16 protein-coding genes and 1 pseudogene are annotated in these 17,059 nt (G+C 60.8%); 7 read left to right on the forward strand and 10 right to left on the reverse strand.

The features are described 5' to 3' along the window. Positions 1-81 precede the first annotated feature (81 nt). The gene (aguA, locus tag ACIOYV_RS02430; protein WP_401320538.1) at positions 82-1,206 is read left to right on the forward strand and encodes an agmatine deiminase; all 1,125 of its coding nucleotides are present in this window, start codon (positions 82-84) and stop codon (positions 1,204-1,206) included. 2 nt (positions 1,207-1,208) lie between these two features. Further along, positions 1,209-2,306 (forward strand): extracellular solute-binding protein, encoded by a 1,098-nt coding sequence (locus tag ACIOYV_RS02435; protein WP_401320541.1) that lies wholly within the window; start codon positions 1,209-1,211, stop codon positions 2,304-2,306. 115 nt (positions 2,307-2,421) lie between these two features. Here ACIOYV_RS02435 and ACIOYV_RS02440 read toward each other — a convergent pair whose 3' ends face one another. From ACIOYV_RS02440 to ACIOYV_RS02465, 6 genes and pseudogenes are all read right to left on the reverse strand, one after another. Next, a complete protein-coding gene (locus ACIOYV_RS02440; RefSeq protein ID WP_401320543.1) occupies positions 2,422-3,039 on the reverse strand; it encodes a DNA-3-methyladenine glycosylase family protein in 618 nt (205 codons plus the stop codon). A 5-nt stretch (positions 3,040-3,044) separates the two neighbouring features. Then, complete coding sequence (locus tag ACIOYV_RS02445) at positions 3,045-3,848, reverse strand: isocitrate lyase/phosphoenolpyruvate mutase family protein (RefSeq protein ID WP_401320545.1); 804 nt, start codon at positions 3,846-3,848, stop codon at positions 3,045-3,047. A gap of 24 nt (positions 3,849-3,872) precedes the next feature. Continuing rightward, a complete protein-coding gene (locus tag ACIOYV_RS02450) occupies positions 3,873-4,955 on the reverse strand; it encodes a bifunctional transcriptional activator/DNA repair enzyme AdaA (protein WP_401320547.1) in 1,083 nt (360 codons plus the stop codon). 177 nt (positions 4,956-5,132) lie between these two features. Then, positions 5,133-5,285, reverse strand: a pseudogene (locus ACIOYV_RS02455) (LysE family translocator); the annotation flags it as partial. 3 nt (positions 5,286-5,288) lie between these two features. After that, positions 5,289-5,768, reverse strand: a complete 480-nt coding sequence (locus tag ACIOYV_RS02460; protein WP_401320548.1) for an SRPBCC family protein — start codon at positions 5,766-5,768, stop codon at positions 5,289-5,291. A 290-nt stretch (positions 5,769-6,058) separates the two neighbouring features. Continuing rightward, positions 6,059-6,682, reverse strand: a complete 624-nt coding sequence (locus ACIOYV_RS02465; protein ID WP_401320550.1) for a TetR/AcrR family transcriptional regulator — start codon at positions 6,680-6,682, stop codon at positions 6,059-6,061. Positions 6,683-7,074: 392 nt separating this feature from the next. On the opposite strand from ACIOYV_RS02465, the gene ACIOYV_RS02470 reads away from it, so the two are divergent. The 4 genes from ACIOYV_RS02470 (at position 7,075) to ACIOYV_RS02485 (ending at position 10,730) form a co-directional block, all read left to right on the forward strand. Beyond that, positions 7,075-8,031 carry a Bug family tripartite tricarboxylate transporter substrate binding protein gene (locus tag ACIOYV_RS02470; protein ID WP_401320553.1) on the forward strand — a complete coding sequence of 319 codons (957 nt, stop codon included), beginning with the start codon at positions 7,075-7,077 and terminating at the stop codon, positions 8,029-8,031. Between the two features lies 1 nt (position 8,032). Continuing rightward, positions 8,033-8,527, forward strand: coding sequence for a tripartite tricarboxylate transporter TctB family protein (locus ACIOYV_RS02475; RefSeq protein ID WP_054047492.1), 495 nt, complete (start codon positions 8,033-8,035; stop codon positions 8,525-8,527). Between the two features lie 24 nt (positions 8,528-8,551). Then, positions 8,552-10,060: a tripartite tricarboxylate transporter permease gene (locus ACIOYV_RS02480; protein ID WP_290028344.1), complete on the forward strand. Its 1,509-nt coding sequence runs from the start codon at positions 8,552-8,554 to the stop codon at positions 10,058-10,060. Positions 10,061-10,142: 82 nt separating this feature from the next. Further along, positions 10,143-10,730: a LysE family translocator gene (locus ACIOYV_RS02485; RefSeq protein WP_401320556.1), complete on the forward strand. Its 588-nt coding sequence runs from the start codon at positions 10,143-10,145 to the stop codon at positions 10,728-10,730. A 37-nt stretch (positions 10,731-10,767) separates the two neighbouring features. Here the strand turns inward: ACIOYV_RS02485 and ACIOYV_RS02490 are convergent, their stop codons facing one another. Beyond that, positions 10,768-11,601 (reverse strand): helix-turn-helix domain-containing protein, encoded by an 834-nt coding sequence (locus tag ACIOYV_RS02490; protein WP_401320559.1) that lies wholly within the window; start codon positions 11,599-11,601, stop codon positions 10,768-10,770. 34 nt (positions 11,602-11,635) lie between these two features. Then, positions 11,636-12,133, reverse strand: coding sequence for a VOC family protein (locus ACIOYV_RS02495; RefSeq protein ID WP_401320561.1), 498 nt, complete (start codon positions 12,131-12,133; stop codon positions 11,636-11,638). Between the two features lie 148 nt (positions 12,134-12,281). Here ACIOYV_RS02495 and ACIOYV_RS02500 point away from each other — a divergent pair, with 148 nt between their 5' ends. Further along, entirely contained in the window at positions 12,282-13,640 is a 1,359-nt protein-coding gene (locus ACIOYV_RS02500; RefSeq protein ID WP_401320563.1) for an XAC2610-related protein, read from the forward strand. Positions 13,641-13,649: 9 nt separating this feature from the next. Here ACIOYV_RS02500 and ACIOYV_RS02505 read toward each other — a convergent pair whose 3' ends face one another. Together ACIOYV_RS02505 and ACIOYV_RS02510 are read right to left on the reverse strand one after the other, a co-directional pair. After that, positions 13,650-16,073, reverse strand: coding sequence for a TonB-dependent siderophore receptor (locus ACIOYV_RS02505; RefSeq protein ID WP_401320565.1), 2,424 nt, complete (start codon positions 16,071-16,073; stop codon positions 13,650-13,652). Continuing rightward, positions 16,073-17,056: a FecR domain-containing protein gene (locus tag ACIOYV_RS02510; protein ID WP_401320568.1), complete on the reverse strand. Its 984-nt coding sequence runs from the start codon at positions 17,054-17,056 to the stop codon at positions 16,073-16,075. The genes ACIOYV_RS02505 and ACIOYV_RS02510 overlap by 1 nt, the downstream gene beginning before the upstream one ends. Positions 17,057-17,059 lie beyond the last annotated feature (3 nt).

Genomic DNA, 17,059 nt, shown 5'->3' on the forward strand with positions numbered 1-17,059 from the left:
CCGAAATAATCATCGTTGGCGAGGAGGGCGCTGGCGACCTTAGCCTGTGGTCATTCCAATCCCCGCTGATGAGGTTTGTCCATGGCACGTTTGCTCGATTCCACCCCCAAGCACGACGGTTTCCGCCTGCCCGGCGAGTTCGAAAGAAAATCCGGTTGCTGGCTCGGCTGGCCGGAGCGCACTGATGTATGGCGCAACGGTGCCAAGCCTGCGCAGAAAGTCTGGGTGCAGATCGTCACTGCGATCTCCCAGAGCGAACCGGTCACCGTGTGTGCCTCCGCCGCGCAATTCGCCACCGCCCGCCGTCAACTGCCGCCGCAAGTGCGGGTGGTGGAAATGACCTGCAACGACACCTGGTTCCGCGACAGCGGCCCATGCTTTGTGGTCAATGACGCCAGTGGCGAAGTGCGTGGCGTGGATTTCGAATTCAACGCCTATGGCGGTCTCGACGGCGGCCTGTACTACCCGTGGGACAAGGACGACCAGATCGCGAGCAAGATCCTCGAAATCGAACGTTTCGACCGTTACCGCGCGCCGCTGATTGCCGAACTTGGCGGCATCCAGAGCGACGGTCAGGGCAGCATCCTCACCACCGAACAATGCCTGCTCAACCGCAATCGCAATCAGCATCTGGGCAAAGAAGAAGTCACCCGGCGGCTAACCGATTATCTCGGTGCCGAGCAAATCATCTGGCTGCCACGGGGCTGCAAATTCGACGAAACCGATGGCCACGTCGATGACCTCGCGTGCTTCGTCCGCCCCGGCGAAGTGGTGCTGCAATGGACCGACAATCGCGATGACCCGCAGTGGGAAATCTACCAGGAAGCCTACGACATCCTGCGCAGCACCCGCGACAGCCGTGGCCGCGAGTTGATCGTGCACAAACTGCCACAACCGGACGTGCTGGAATGGACCGCCGAAGAAGCCGAAGGCCTCGACCAGCAGGACAGTACGCATACCCGTCAGGCCGGGACGAAGATCTGCGCGTCGTACATCAACTACTACGCTGGCAACACCTCGATTGTGGTGCCGTTGTTCGGCGATCGTCAGGATCACGCGGCATTGGCGACCCTTGCGGAACTGTTCCCGCAGCACAAGATTGTCGGCATTGAAAACTCCCGGGAAATCCTCCTTGGCGGCGGCAACGTCGCCTGTATCACCATGCCGCAGTACGCTGCGCCTGCTTGCAACAAACAGGGAGTGTAATCATGGGCCTGCACAAACTGACTCAAGCGTTATTGCTGGTGCTTGCACCCCTGTGTGTGCAGGCCGCCGACTCCGCCAAACCGGTGGTCAACCTGTACATCTGGGGCGAATACCTGGCCCCGGACACCTTGAGCAATTTTGAGAAGCAAACCGGCATTCATGTGGTCGCCGACCACTTCGATTCCCTGGAAACCGTCGAGACCAAACTGCTCACCGGACGCAGCGGCTATGACCTCGTGCTGACGGCGGGGCAGCACTTGTCCCGGGCTATCCAGAGTGGCGCGATCCAGACCGTGGACAAGCAGCAACTGCCGCACTTTGCCGGCGTCGGCGAGGAGTTCCGCCAGCACATGGCGGTGTTCGATCCGGGCAATCGCTACGCCGGGATTTACGCCTGGGGCACCACGGGCGTGGGCTATCAGGAGGAAGCGGTCAAGCAACGTCTGCCCGACGCGCCACGGGACAGTTGGGCGATGTTGTTCGATCCGGCGGTGGTGTCGAAATTCGCTGATTGCGGGGTCAGTCTGCTCAACGATCCCAACGAAGTGTTCGCGGCGGTCATGAAGTACATGGGCCTGGACATCAATCGCCAGAACCTCGATGACCTGAAACTCGCCGAGCAGCAACTGGCGAAAATCCGGCCCTACATCCGCTACTTCGACAACGATTTGAACATCAGCGACCTGGCCAACGGCAACACCTGCGTGGCCATGTCGTGGAACGGTAACGTGGCCATCGCTGCCGGCCAGGCTTCGACGGCGAACAAGCCGTTCAAACTGAATTACCGGATACCGAAGGAGGGCACGTTGATCTGGTTCGATGCCATGGTCATTCCCAAGGACGCGCCGCATCCCCAGGCCGGGCTGGCGTTAATGGATTACCTGATGACACCGCAGGTGATTGCGCCGATCACCGACACCATTCACTACGCCAATGCGATCACGGCGGCGGACGGGTTGATTGATCCGGCGATTCGTAATGATCCGGGGACGTATCCGTCGGCGGTGGTGAGGGCTTCGTTGTATAGCAAGAATGACAATGGCAAGGCGTTCAACCGGGCTTTGATTCGGGCGTTCAGTCGGTTGAAGTCGGGGTTGTGATTGGCTTTTGAAGGTGTATCGAATGGGCGGGCGCCTTCGCGGGCAAGCCTCGCTCCTACAGGGTTGCGCTGAACCTGTAGGAGCGAAGCTTGCTCGCGAAGAACGATAACGCGGTCTACCTGCCAGGCACCCGCCACAAATACCACGAAGCCACCGTCCGAAACGGACTCCAGCCCAACCCAATCTCAATCATCTGCTTGCGCGTAGGCTGCACCTCCAACCCCTTCATCCGCCGATACCCCTCGCGCACCCCGAAATCATCTGCCGGCAAGATATCCGGCCGCTCCAGGCTGTAGATCAACAACATCTCCACCGTCCAGCGGCCAACCCCGCGCAGGGTGATCAGCCGCTCGATAAGCGCTTCGTCATCCATCGCCAGCGCCGTAGCGTAATCCGGCACCACCCCATCCAGCGTCGCCTGGGCAATCCCCTGAATCGTCGCAATCTTGCTGGCGGAAAACCCGCAACTGCGCATCTGCTCAAAGCTTGTCGCCAGGATCTGTTCCGGGCGTGGGAACGCACTCGAAGGAAACAACGCGATCAACCGCCCGACAATCGCATCCCCGGCCTTGGCATGCAGCTGCTGATAGGCAATCGCACGCACCAGGGATTCATACGGATCCCGCGCCGGATGCGGCTGATGCAGGCACGGACCGATGGCGCTGATATGGCGCCGCCAGTCGTCATCGAGGGTGGCCAGAAATTCGCTGGCGGGCTGGTAGATATCGGGCATGGAACTCAAGTTTTCTTCAGCAACGAGTTCACTTCGCCGTAGGTGAGCGCCTTGAGGTCGTGGGTATCGAGTTTGCCGGTTTCCAGAAAGCTTTTAGCCACGCTCGCCATGGCGCCGTACAGGAATTCAGCGATGCCCGACCCGGCACTCAAGCGTCGCACGCCGAGGGTTTTCAGTTCCTCGGGGGACGGCAGGGAGGCCCAGCCCAGCACGTTCACCGGCAGCGGCGTGCCACGGCAGATCGCGGCGATCTCGTACTCCGCCGTCACACCCGCGGCGAACAACCCGTCAGCCCCGGCGGCTTGATACAGCGCGGCGCGCTTGAGCGTTTCGGCGACGCGGTCTTCGGCAGGCACCAGGCCCTTGAGGTAAACGTCGGTGCGCGCATTGATAAACAGCTTCACGCCACGGCGCTCGGCCACTTGCCGGGCGACTTCGATCTTGCGTGCCAGCAACTCGGGCGGGGAAGCGCCGTCCTCGATGTTGATCCCGACGGCACCGGCGGCGAGCACCGCGTCGATCACTTCGCCGACCCGCGCCAGGTCATCGGAATACCCGGCCTCTATGTCCACGGTCAGCGGCACGTTGATCACCCGCACGATGGATTCCACTGTCGCCACCAAACGTTCGAGGGGCAGGGCGTTGCCATCGGGGTAACCATGCACCCAGGCCACCGCCGCACTGCTGGTGGCCACGGCTTTGCTGCCCAGTTGTTCCACCAGCCGCGCTCCGGCGGCATCGGCGACGTTGGTGAGGATCAGCAGGCCGTCCTGATGCAGCCTGTGGAACTGTCGGTCGAACGCTTCCATCGAGTTTCCTTCCCTTTGAAATGATCAGAATGCCAGTTGCTGAGTGATCTGCACCGCAGCTTTTTCCAGCCTGAGTAGAAACGCCTTGCGCGGCTGTCCACCACCATAGCCGGTCAGCGAACCGTCCGCACCGATCACCCGGTGACAGGGCAGCACAATCGCCAGACGGTTATGCCCGTTGGCCAGGCCCACGGCCCGACTGGCGCCGGGTTTGCCGAGCAGCGCGGCGATCGCGCCGTAGGTGCTGGTCTGGCCGTAGGGGATTCGCGCCAGCTCAGCCCAGACCTGCCTGGCAAATTCGCTGCCCGGCAGGTGCAACGGCACGGTGAATTCGGTCAGCTCGCCAGCGAAATACTGCGCCAGTTCGGTTTCGGTCTGCTTCAAGTGGCCGTTGTGTCCCGGCGCCACGACGTAGCCATAACGGTTCTGCAATTCTTCGACTTCCCGGGTCAGCGCCGGGCGATCGAGAAACTCCAGCAACACCAGTCCACGCCGTTCGGCCATGGCGATCATCGGCCCCAGCGGCGTGGTCAGCCGGGTGAACAGCAGCGGCTCGCTGTTGGCGGCGCGCCCCGGCGTGATGTGGAAAGACTTTTGAAAGGCATCGCGAAAACCGCTCAGGGATTCGTAGCCCGAATCGAACGCCACGTTGTCGATGGATTCGCCCTGCTTGATCCCGCCCAACGCCATGCCCAGGCGCCGGGTGCGCAGCCACGCATGGAAAGTCATGCCGAAATGCTGCTTGAACCAGCGACGCAATTTCAGCGGCTCGATGCCCTCGGCTTGCAGTTGCGTGTCAGTCCAGCGCTGCTCCGGATCGGCGTCCACCAAGGTCAGCAAGCGCTGCACCCAGTCCGGCGCAATGGCCGCCGCATCCAGCGGTTTGCAGCGCAGGCAGGCGCGGTAACCGGCAGACATGCACTCGTCGGCATGCGCAAAGAACTCGACATTCTCGGGCTTGGGTTTGCGCGCCGTGCAACTGGGCCGGCAGAAAATCCCGGTGGTCTTGACCGCAGTAAAAAACACCCCCTCGTAGGCGGTGTCTCGTTCGAGCATGGCGCGGACCATCTCGGCGTGGGGTGGCAGCACAGCGTTTTGTAGGTTCATGGGCTGAGCATAAGTCCGCTTGCGGGTTGCCTCCACCGGAAAATCGACAGTGAATTTTTGATGTCGGTCATTGGGTGGGTAGCTAATGTGGGAGCGAGCCTGCTTGCGAAAGCGATTTGTCAGTCGACATTGATATTGAATGTCATGGCCTCTTCGCGAGCAGGCTCGCTCCCACATTCAAGCCCGCCGCGCCATCAACAACACCGAAGCTGCCGCCGACAACAACCCCGCGCAGTCGACGAATTGCGGGAGAAACGCGGTGAAGATCAGGATCGCCTTTGGATTGCCTGGCATCACCGTGAACGAGGACGGCGCGATGGGCGACGCATCGGCTCAGTTTGCTTTCGTCAGCTTGCGCGTCTGGTTCAGGCAGACCTGCATATACCCGCGCCACATGAGCCCCGCAAAAGCCTTGAGTGGAAGCGCGGCTAGCGCATTTTTTGCGTAGAACGTGTATGTCCAGCGAACCTTGGTTTCGCCTGCCCCGGCGTCAGTGAACCACCACTGGCCTTGGGCATGGGTCGCCAAATATTTCACTGCAAACGTGAACTCATTGATGCGGTAGGCGAAATAAATTCCAGGCTTGAATTCGGTGACCTCTTCGCGCGCCGTATTGCCGTCAGCCAGCACTACGTGCCGCCAGGACCCCGGCTGGTCCCATGGACCGCTGACATCGCGGGTAGTCACTACGGCGGGTAACGGACCGTAGCCGGTAAGGACTTTGGGCAGTACGTCTTCGGCAACGATGAAGTCGAAAATTTGTTGCCGAGGCAAGCTGAAGGTTTCTTCCAATGTGACCGAGACTGGGTGCATTTCAACGCTCTCTTGGGGGGTTGCTTGGGGGGGATACGCAACCGTTTAGCGCCAGCGCTGCGGTAACGAGAAGGGCAAGGCAAAGGGGGAGTGACACAGTGCGTAAACGGCGCATGTTGGACCCCATCGATAATGAGCCGGCATTATCTGGCAGCCAGGCTCACTCGAACATTCGCGTTTCCCGGAAGTGATGGAATGCCCTGTCTGCGGCACTTGGGGCCAATTCGACGCCCCGCAGAGGGTGTTTTTTTCAGATTCCCAATTTCGCCCAAAGCACGCCGGCGCGCTCACTAGGCGCAGGATTGCAAATAGCCGCTCGCGAGGTTCACCAGTTGCTCGCGTACCGAGGCGACGGCGACATCATCGTAATCCTGCTCGAGCAGTTCTCTCACCGGTCCGGCCACTGCCCCCAACAGCACCAAAGCGACCGTCTCCACTTTTGCAAAGCGTTTATCGCTGGCACTGCTGAGTACGCTGCAGACTGCGCGCAACATGCGTTCACGTGCGATGGCGACCAAGGCAACCCCGCCATGGCTTTCGCTGATGGTGTAGAGCGCACGGGACGCCTCTGCGCGTACTAGTTTTGCATCTAGAAACGCATTAGCTATCGCGGCGCCCATCTCGCCTGCGGTCGCACCGTGGCCGGTCGCACAAGCGTGCTCGATGGCCTGCGCCACCGACTCGAGATGCCGCTCCAACACCCCCGCCAGCAGAGCCCGACGATTGGGGTAGTACTGATAGATGGTGCCGACCGAGACACCTGCACGCTCGGCCACGCGGGTGGTGTTGCAGCGCGCAGGTCCTTCCTTGACCAACACTTGCAGCGTCGCCTCATAAATGATCTCAAGCGTCGCCACGGAACGCGCTTGGGCCGGACGTTTACGAGGTAGATCGGGAGCACTGATCAAATTCATATCCTGATTCACCTCTATCTCGCCTAAACAAGGAATGTTCGTCAGTATCGGCGGTGTCATCCAGGTATGGCCACTTCACCGTGAGGTTTTGCTAGCCGAAAGGAATCTCGATGCTGACAGGGATTTTGCAGATCGGGCCGGGACTCACAGGGTGAGGGTGGCGAACTCCATGATGGCGTCTCCTGATTCGAGAGCCTGTTTTTATCACGGATAGCATTGGGTTTGCTCCATATAGCCATGGACACAAGTCGCCATACACTTGCCCATGTGTCCCGCCAAAAAACCGATCCATGACCTACGCTTGTTCACAGACCCATGTTCAGTGAGCAGCGCCTGATCCTGAGCGAGATAAAACCGCCCATCCCTAAAACAACAACATCGGGAGACAACCTATGCAGCCCTTATTCCGTCGACTCACCTGCGCGATTGCCTTGTCCATTGCCGCAGCCACCCCGGCTTTCGCCCTCGACACCGTCAAGTTCATGGCCCCCGGCTCAGTCGGTGGCGGCTATGACCAGACTGCGCGTGATTTGGGCAAGGCGCTGATCGAGGCCAAGACCGCCAAATCCGTGACCTTCGAGAACAAGGGCGGGGCGGGCGGGACGTTGGGGCTGGCGCAGTTTGCCAACAGCACCAAGGGTGATCCGAATGCGCTGCTGGTGGTCGGCGCGATCATGGTCGCGGGGATTGAACAGAACAAACCGCAAATCACTTTGAAGGACGTCACGCCGATTGCCCGGCTGTTTACCGAATACAACGTGATTGCCGTGCGCAAGGAGTCCGAGTTCAAAACCCTGGAAGACTTGCTCAAGGCCTTCAAGGAAAAACCGTCCAGCATCACTTGGGGCGGCGGTTCCAAAGGTTCGGTCGATCATATCGGCATCGCCGATCTGGCCGGCAAAATGGACATTCCGGTGAACAAGGTCAATTACGTGGCCTTCGCCGGCGGTGGGGAAGTGGTGGCCCAGGTCCTGGGTGGCCAGATCAAGGTGATCACCGGCGGCTATGCCGAGCTGGGTCAGTACATCAAGAACGGGCAGTTCCGCGTGCTCGCCATTGGCGCACCGGAACGCGTTGAAGGCATCGATGCGCCGACGCTCAAGGAGAAAGGCTACGACGTGATCATCGGTAATTGGCGCGGTGTCTACGGCGCGGCGAATCTTACCCCTGAGCAGCGCAAGGAAGTCACCGACGCCGTGGTGGCCGCCGCCAAGACCAAGGTCTGGCAAGACAATGTGAAAACCAACGCGTGGTCGCCGAGCATTTTGACCGGGGATGAGTTCGGCAAGTTTGTCGACGAAGAGCACGTGCGGTTGCACGAAATGTTGGTCAAGGTCGGGCTGCTTTGAGATGGCCGCGCCGCGCAAGATAGTCCCGGTGCAACTGGCGATTGGCGCCGGTGTGATCGCCATCAGCGCCGTGTTGGCGGTCGGCGCGTTTCGCTTTCCGGCGGAGATGGGTTTCGTGATCCTCGGCGCGCATGTTTATCCCTACGCGTTGGCGGCGTTTCTCGGTGTCGTCGGCCTGCTGCTGAGTTACCAGGCGCTCACCGGTGGTTTCCGCGAACTGGCCGACCACGATGATGAAAGTGCCAAGGCGCTGCCCGGCGGCAAACTCGGTGCGGCGTGGGTCACCGCGGGCCTGGTGGCGGTGGCCGTGCTGATTGACCTGATTGGCTTCGTCCTGGCGGCCGGGTTGCTGTTTGCCTGTTCGGCGCGGGGTTTTGGCAGTCGCCGTCCGGTGCGCGATCTCGCCATCGGCATTGCCCTGACGCTGCCGATCTATTGGCTGTTCAACGCCGGGCTTGGGGTCTCCCTGCCGCCCCTTATCAACGCCTGGCTCTGATCCGGGCCGAAGGAGGTCAACACGGTGGACATTCTCTCAAGCCTGGCCATTGGTTTTTCTGCGGCGCTGACACCGATCAACCTGATGTGGGGTTTCATCGGCTGCCTGCTGGGCACTGCGATTGGTGTCCTGCCAGGTATCGGGCCGGCGCTGACCGTGGCGTTGCTGTTGCCGATCACCGCCAAGGTCGATCCGACCGGGGCGCTGATCATGTTCGCCGGGATTTACTACGGCGCGCAGTTTGGCGGCTCGACGACATCGATTTTGCTGAATACGCCGGGGGAATCATCGTCGATGGTCACCGCGCTGGAAGGCAACCTCATGGCCCGCAACGGCCGGGCCGGACCGGCACTGGCGACGGCGGCGATTGGCTCATTCGTGGCCGGCACCATCGCGACCATCTTGCTGACGCTGTTCGCGCCCCTTGTGGCCACCCTCGCACTGAAGTTCGGTCCCGCCGAATACTTCGCGATTCTGGTGTTGTCCTTTACCACGGTGTCGGCGGTGCTTGGCGCTTCGATGTTGCGCGGTTTCGCCTCGTTGGGGATTGGCCTGATGGTGGGCTTGATCGGCCTCGACGCGACTTCTGGCATCGCCCGCTACACCTTGGGCGTGCCGGAACTGGTGGATGGCATCGAAGTAGTGCTGGTGGCGGTCGGTTTGTTTGCAGTGGGCGAGGCGTTGTACAGCTTGTTGTATCAAAAGGAAGAAGCCTCGGGCAGGCACCGTTTGACCTCGCTGTGGATGACCCGCGCCGACTGGAAGCGCTCGATCCCTGCGTGGCTGCGGGGCACGTTGATCGGTTTTCCCTTTGGATCGATTCCGGCGGGCGGCGCTGAAATTCCGACGTTCCTGTCTTACTCGGCCGAACGCAAACTGAGCAAATTCCCCAAAGAGTTCGCCGGCAGCAAAGGCGAAGGCGCGATTGAAGGTGTGGCCGGCCCGGAAGCCGCCAACAACGCGAGCGCGACCGGTTCGCTGGTGCCGTTGCTCACACTTGGCATTCCCACTTCGGCCACGGCGGCAATCTTGTTGGCTGCGTTCCAGAACTACAATCTACAACCGGGGCCGATGCTGTTCCAGACCTCCGGTGAACTGGTCTGGACGCTTGTGGCGTCGCTGTACATCGGCAACGTGATCCTGCTGGTATTGAACCTGCCGCTGGTGGGCCTGTGGGTCAAGTTGCTGCAAATCCCTCGGCCGTACCTGAACGCGGGCATCCTGGTGTTTGCCACCATCGGCGTGTACGGCATGCGCCACTCTTCCTTCGACTTGATGCTGATGCTGGCCATCGGTTGGGGCGGGGTGTTGATGCGGCGATTCGATTTCCCGGTGGCTCCAGTGATCGTCGGGATGCTGCTGGGGCCGATGGCCGAAAAGCAATTGCGCAATGCCTTGTCCATCAGCGAGGGCGACTGGACGATTTTCCTCACCCAGCCGATTTCGGCGGCGTTCCTGGCGTTGACGTTGCTGGTGCTGCTGGTGCCGCATCTGCTGCATGCCCGTGGCATCAAATTGCATGAGGATGATTGAGTCAGGGCAGTTTTCTTCAATACGTGGAGCAGCGTGCTCTCTACCTTGAGCAGCGTTCCCACTGAATTGAAGAAGGTCTGTGATGAGTCTGATGATTTCCATGGCGGCGTTTGCCCTGGCCGCTTCGATAACCCCGGGCCCAGTGAATATCGTGGCGTTGAGTTCTGGCGCGCAGTTTGGCTTTCGCGCCAGTCAACGGCATGTGGCGGGGGCGACCTTGGGGTTTGTCCTGTTGCTGGTGCTGATGGGTTTGGGCCTGCATGAGTTGTTGCAGTTGTGGCCGATGCTGACCCGGGTGGTGCAATTGGCCGGGGTCGCGTTTCTGTTGTTCATGGCCTGGAAACTGGCGGTCGACGATGGCCGGTTGAGCGCCGGGCAACCGGGCAAGGCCCCGTCGATGTTCTACGGCGCGTTGATGCAATGGCTCAATCCCAAGGCTTGGCTGGCCTGTGTCGCAGGCATGGGCGCGTTTGTCGCGGACGGCGATGCGCGGCTGGTCTGGCAATTCGCGGCGATTTATCTGGTGATCTGTTACCTTTCGGTGGGCTGCTGGGCCTACGCCGGCACGTTCTTGCGCGGGTATTTGAGCAACGCCAAAGGCCTGCGGCTGTTCAACCGGACGATGGCGTTGCTGCTGGTGGTGTGTGCCGGGTATCTGCTCTGGGCCTAGATTTAAAGGCGTCCGGGCGTTTTCCGGGATAGCCTGCTTACCCCCGATACTGCCCCGGCGTCGCCGCCAGATGCTGTTTAAACGCCCGCTGAAAGTGCGCCTGATCGGCAAACCCGGCTTCCAGCGCCACATCGGCAATCAGCCGGCCGCTGCGCAGGCGCTCCCGGGCAAACTGGATGCGCTGGTTGACCAGGAAGGCGTGGGGCGTCATGCCGAAATGCTGCTTGAACGCGCGGATCAGGTAGGACGGCGACAACTGCGCCGCCTCGCAAATGTCTTCCAGCTTGAGCAACTGCGTGCAGTTGTCGCGGATGTACTCGGCGGCCCGTTCCAGTTTGAAGTTGGGCTCGCGCAGCGGCTGATCGATGGGGTTAAGACGTTGCTGCACGTCGGTGAAAAACTCCAGCGTCGCGCTGTGTTTGCGCAACACGTCTTGCTGATCATCGATCAACACCGCATACAAATCCTTCAGGCCGGTAAACAGGCTGGCGTCGCGTAGATGAGTGATGGAAAACCGCCGGAATGCCTGGTCCTGGCTGAACCCCAGTTGATGCTGCAAGTCGGTCAGCCATGGCGTCTCGACGTAGAGCATCAGGTACGACCAGGGCTGGTCGTCGATGGGATTGCAGGCGTGCACATCGCCCGGATTCATCAGCACCACAGTGCCGGCACTCACCGCGAATTCCGATTGCTCGTGAACGTACGTGCTGCACCCGGCGGTGATCGCGCCGATGGAAAAGTGCGCGTGGGAATGCCGGGCATAGCAGACCTCGCGCCCGTCGGCGATGGCCCGGGCCTCGATGAAGGGCAGGGCGTCGTCGCGCCAGAAGCGTGGGGCTTTGTCGGCATTTTTGGCCACGGTGTGCTTCATCGTCGGCGTCCTCGCAGGTCAGCGCACGAGTGTATTAGCTCTCGCCATGAAAGGCGCGTTGCAGTTCGGCGATGTCGAGTTTTTTCATCTGCATCATCGCCTGCATGGCCCGTTGGGATTTGACCGTGTCGGGGTCCTTGAGCATTTCCATCAGTACCACCGGCACGATCTGCCACGACACCCCGAACTTGTCCTTCACCCAGCCACATTGCTCGGCCTCGGGAACGGCGGACAACGCGCCCCAGAAATGGTCGACCTCGTCTTGCGTGTAGCAATTGACCTGGAACGACACCGCCTCGTTGAACGTGAACACCGGGCCACCGTTGAGCCCGGTGAAGCTTTGGCCATCGAGTTCGAAACTCACGGTCAGCACCGAACCTTCCGGGCGCCCATGAAACTCGAAACCGGCCTTGCCGTAATGGGTGATGGCGGTGATTTTCGAGTGATCGAAGATCGAGCAATAAAATTTGGCAGCGGCTTCAGCCTGATCGTCGAACCACAGGCAGGGTGTGAGTTTTTGCACGCGTTGCATGGCGGTTCTCCTCTACGGGTTATCACGCTGGATTATCAGCGTAGTCAGTCTGTAGTCGATTGGCCGTGCCGTAGATCGACAAGTCGCCGCCCGCACCGTTTGTCGTTAGACTTGCCGCCCGGATTTTGCCGCAAGGACGCTCAGCATCATGGTTACCCCTCGTTTATTGGCTGTTGCCTGCCTGCTTGCCAGCGCGGGCGTGAATGCCGAACCGTTGACGTTTCACCTCACTGATCCTGCGCACAAATATGCGATTGAGGTGGTGTTCCCGCAGACGCCGACTAAAAGCTATGAGGGCGCGCCCGCGCAGATCACTTTGCGCGACAAAACCGGTGGCCAGGTGTTGCAGCGCATTGATTCACCCGAGGGGTTTGTCACGTACAAACCGGGCAGCCAAATGATGGAGATCAACCAGGCCCCGCTCTATGGCGAACAGAGTTTGCTGTTTTTCGATGATTTCAATTTCGACGGACAACAGGATCTGGCTGTGCGCAACGGCAGCGAGGGCGGTTATGGCGGGCCTTCCTATGACATTTACCTGTCCGCCCCCGGGAGCCCGACTCTGGTGTTTGCCCCGGCTTTCTCCGACCTGACCCGCGACGGGCAATTGGGCATGTTCGGTGTTGATCCAGTCGCCAAGCGCTTGCACACCAGCTCGAAAAGCGGCTGTTGCTGGCATCAATACGCGACTTGGCAGATCGAGAATAATGAGCCGGTCATGGTCGCGGAAAAGATCGAAGCGATGCAGATGCCGACGCAAGCCAATCCCTACATGCCAGCGGGTTACGTGGACGTCACCGAACGCGAGCTCAAGGACGGCCAGTGGATCGAACACCAGACACTTGCGGGCCCCTACGCCGAGCCGCCATTGACGTTTCGCGGCACCCTTAACGACAAGATCGCGTTCGAGCTCTGGTGGCAAATCCAGGGCGAGGTGTACATAGGTGAAGTGCGTTACGGAAAAAGCGGTAGCGGCAAACCGATCCGGCTGGTCGGAGACTCCGTCTATGGTCGCGGTGTGTTGCTGCATGAATTGGACGATGACGGGCAGATCACCGGCGACTGGTCCCTGAAAGACGAACCGGACGAACAGGGTAACTACACAGGCACCTGGCGTAGCGCCAAGCGCGAGTTCAACGCCAAAATGCGTCTCGCCGAATTCAAGATTGCGCCGCAGAAACTTGAAGGGGTGGCCAACAATCAGCGTGAAGGTAAGTACCGGCTGACCAATTTCGAAGCGAGACTAATCAGCGAGCTGTCGGTGAAAATACTGCCGGGAATCGATAATGGACCGGAGATTGCCGACATCACCCTCGACTACTCCCAGCTCAAGGACCCACCGAGCGAAATCCATTATCAGTCGACGTTGCAGGCGGGCAATCTGGCCATCGTGCTGGACGCCCAGGGTGGGCCGGTCTTGCGCCTGCAGTTGTTCAACGGCGCGGCGGTCGTGACGGGTTACGGTGAGTACCTGAAATACGGCGGCAACTACGTAAAAATCCGTTGAGGCGCAGCCCTAGAAATCCCACTTGGTGGTGAGCTGCAAACTCCGCGGCTCCCCATAAAACCCGGTGCCGAAGTTGCCGAGGCCGGTGTAGTAGGTCTTGTCGAACAGGTTCTTCACATTGAGCGTCGCACTCAGATGCTCGTTGAAACGATAGCGCGCCATCACGTCCACCAAGTAATAACTGCCCTGGGTGATGCGCGCGTACTGGCCGCCATCGTTTGGATTCGGCTGGAACACATTGCCGAAAAATTCACTCTGCCAATTCACCCCACCTCCGACCGTAAGGTTTTCCCACGCGCCGGATAGGCGATAGGTGCTGAACACCCGAACCACTTGCGTCGGTGCAGTGGTTTGCAGCACCGAGCCGTAGACATAATCACCCTTGGCATCGCGAGTGTGGTTGTAGGTGTAGCCGGCGGAGAGTTTCCAGCCTTCTTGCACTTCGCCGGCCAGTTCCAGTTCGAAACCCTTGGTGGTCGCGCCTTGCACCGGGCGGTAGATCGACTCGGTGTCGACGCCGCTGACGTATTCGGCGAGGTTGTCCTGTTCGATGCGGAAAATCGCCAAACTGGCGTTCAGCCGCCCGCCGAAATACTCAGCCTTGATGCCGGCCTCGTAGGCATCGCCTTCCACCGGATCGAGCAATTTCCGATTGGCGTCTTTGCTCATTTGCGGCTGATAGATGTTGGTGTAGCTGGTGTACACCGAGTAGGTGTCGTCGAGGTCGTAAACCAGTCCGGCGTAAGGCGTGATCACGCCGGTTTGCCGATAGCCGTCGCGCACGTCCGGGGTGTTGGCGTCGAGGTAGTCGAGGTGGTCGCTGCCCTTGAAATCGCTGACCCGGCCGCCGAGGATCAGCGACAGATCGTCGGTCGGCTTCAGGCGGGTAGCCAGGTAGGCGCCGGTCTGGCGCTGGACGATGTCGTCGCTGCCGACGCGTGGGATGTCCGGTTTCGGGAATTCGCCGCGCCAGTCGAAGATGCTGCCGTCCAGCGCCGGATAGATCGAGCCGAACACTGGTATGTCCTGGCGGGTGTTCATCGCCATGAACCCGGCGATCAACTCGTGTTCGCGACCGAACAGGCTGAACGGGCCGCTGAAGTTGACGTCGAGGTTGTCCTGCACCTCATCGCCCTTGAATTTGCCCATGTACATGAACATGCCGTCACCGCTGACCGGGTCCGGGTTGCCGCCGCTGGCCGAGCCGAGAAAGGTGTCGTGTTGGCGGTGTTTGCGGTCGTAGCTGAGTTTTAATGTCCAGTCGTTAGCCAGTCGCTGTTCCAGCGCGGCAAACAGCGTCTGATTGTTGAAGTCGCGGCGGCTCCAGTCGGTGGCCGGGTTGAATGAACGCGAGAAATGCGTGCGTGAACCGTCGCTGTTGAACATCGGGAAACCGGTCCAGCTGGCGCCACGGGAGCGGGTGTTTTGCTGATCGATACCGAAGGTCAGCAAGGTGTCCGGCGTCAGGTCGGCTTCGAGGATGCCGTAGGCGATGTCCTTGGTATTTTGATAGTGATCGGCGTGGGCGCTGCGGTCCTGATACACCCCGACGAAGCGCCCGCGCACGTTGCCGCTGTCGGTCAGCGGACCGGAGATATCGCCTTCGCTGCGATAGCTGTCCCAAGAGCCGACACTACCGCTGACCGAGGCCTTGAACGTCTCGGTCGGACGCTTGCGGATCAGGTTGACGGTGGCCGACGGATCGCCGGAGCCGGTCATCAGCCCGGTGGCGCCCTTGATGATCTCGACGCGGTCGAAGGTCGCCATGTCGGTGCTGGTAGTGCCGTAATCGTAGACGCCGTCGTAGTCGGTATTGACCCCGTCGTACTGGAAATTGGTGATCGGCAGGCCACGGCTGGAAAACTCCCAGCGCTCGCTGTCGTAGTTCTGCACGCTGATACCGGGGGCGCGACGCAGAACGTCGGCGATGCTGGTGCCGCCCTGATCGTCCATTTGCTGGCGGGTGATGACCGTGACCGATTGCGGGGTTTCGCGTAATGACAGCGGCAGTCCGGTGGCGGTCGAGGTTGAGCCGGTGGTGTAGGCGTGGGTGGCTTCGGTGATGGCGCCGAGGCTGAGCGCTGCGATATTCGTGGCATCCAGCTCAAGCGGACCACTGGTGGTTTGCAGCACATAACCGCCGTCGATCTGCGGTTGCGCTTGCAGACCGCTGCCCTGTAGCAGGCGTTGCAAGGCTTGTTGTTCGGTGAAGTCGCCGCTCAAACCCGGACTGAGTTTTCCGCTGGCGAGGTCGTTGTGCCCGGCGAGGAAAATCCCTGCTTGTTCGGCGAAGCGGTTGAGCACGCTGACCAGTGAACCGGCGGCAATCGCGTAATGACGCTTCTGGCTGGCGGACTGCTCACTGGCGGCCGGAGCGATGCCAGGGGCAAGACTCACTAGCCCTGCCGCCAGCGCAAAGGCCATCGGGCGCATCACGCTTTCGGGCCGACGCTGACCCACCAAGGCATGGTCTTTTGCACCCGGATCGGCAGCGCGGCTTCCAGCAAGCGCAACGCCTGATCGGTGTCCTTGAGCGGGAACGAACCCATCACCGGCAGCCCGGCAATCGCCGGATCGCAGGCCAGATGCCCCGGTCGATAGCGGCTCAACTCTTCGATCAACTGCCCCAGCGGCAGGTTATCCGCCAGCAACACCCCGCGACGCCAGGCTTCGCGTCCCGCAGCGGCAGGCGTGGTTGCCAACATCTGGTCTTCGCTGAACGCCAGTTGCTTGCCGGCTTCGACGACTTGCACCTGACCGCCCGAGGTGCGGATTTCGACCGCGCCTTCGTAGACGTTCAGCAACGTGCGCTGTTCTTCCTGACGCACGCTGAAACGTGTGCCCAGCGCGCGCATCTGGCCTTGGGCGGTGCGCACCAAGAATGGCCGGCGGCTGTCCTTGGCGGTGTCGATCAGCACTTCGCCGCTACTTAGCAACAGCAACCGCTGCGTGCTATCGAAGCGTACGTTCAGCGCACTCAGGGCATTCAACCAGATCCGGCTGCCATCGCTAAGCAGGCTTTCCCGGGTTTCGCCGGTGCCGGTGGACAGGTCGGCGGTCCAGCGGCCGAAGGTGTCCGGCAACGAGGTTTGTCGCCATGCGCCCCAGCCCAACAAACTGCCCGAGGCCAAAATAAACAGGCTCTTGAGGGTTTGCCGGCGACTGACCGGTGAGCGACCGGTGTGGCGCAACACATGGCTGGCGGCTTGCGGCTGGTCATCCTGCAGGGCGGCGAAGCGTTGGCCGACGCGCTCGACGTAGCGCCAGGCTTGCTGGTGATCGCCACTTTGCGCCAGCCAGGCTTGCCAGCGTTCGCGTTCAGGTTCGCCGGCCTGCTGATCGTGCAATTGCACATACCATTGGGCCGCCTGTTCGAGGCTGGCGTGGCTGATGCTGTTCGGGGAAGTGCGAGGCATGGG

The sequence above is a fragment of the Pseudomonas sp. NPDC087342 genome (assembly GCF_044744265.1).
GTDB lineage: Bacteria > Pseudomonadota > Gammaproteobacteria > Pseudomonadales > Pseudomonadaceae > Aquipseudomonas > Aquipseudomonas nunensis.